This window comes from Lysinibacillus sp. RU7, from assembly GCF_057837305.1.
The window spans coordinates 1-258 of the sequence record NZ_JBYQFK010000185.1 but is presented as its reverse complement, the minus strand read 5'-3'; the positions used below and the strand labels follow the sequence as shown (position 1 = coordinate 258).

The window sequence follows — 258 nt, the reverse complement described above, 5'->3', positions numbered from 1 at the left end:
AACGATGATGCCGGCGTAACCATTGCCGCTGCTTCTTCGCGCGACAAGGACATCAAGGCACAATCCGGCACCAAGTCGGAGAAGAGCAAGCTCGTTGGCCAGGCCATCGCCCGTAAGGCGAAGGAGCTGGGGATCGAGACCATTGTATTCGATCGTGGTGACAACCTCTACCATGGCCGTGTAAAGCAACTGGCCGAAGGCGCCCGCGAGGGAGGTCTCGTATTCTAATTCCGGCGGGAGTAACGCATCAACATCAAC

Annotated in this window: 1 protein-coding gene; it reads left to right on the top strand. The window is 57.4% G+C overall.

The window, feature by feature from the left end:
- Window positions 1–228: 50S ribosomal protein L18 (locus tag AC3II9_RS22035; RefSeq protein WP_489158860.1), on the top strand; the 228-nt coding region annotated here is incomplete at its 5' end.
- Window positions 229–258 lie beyond the last annotated feature (30 nt).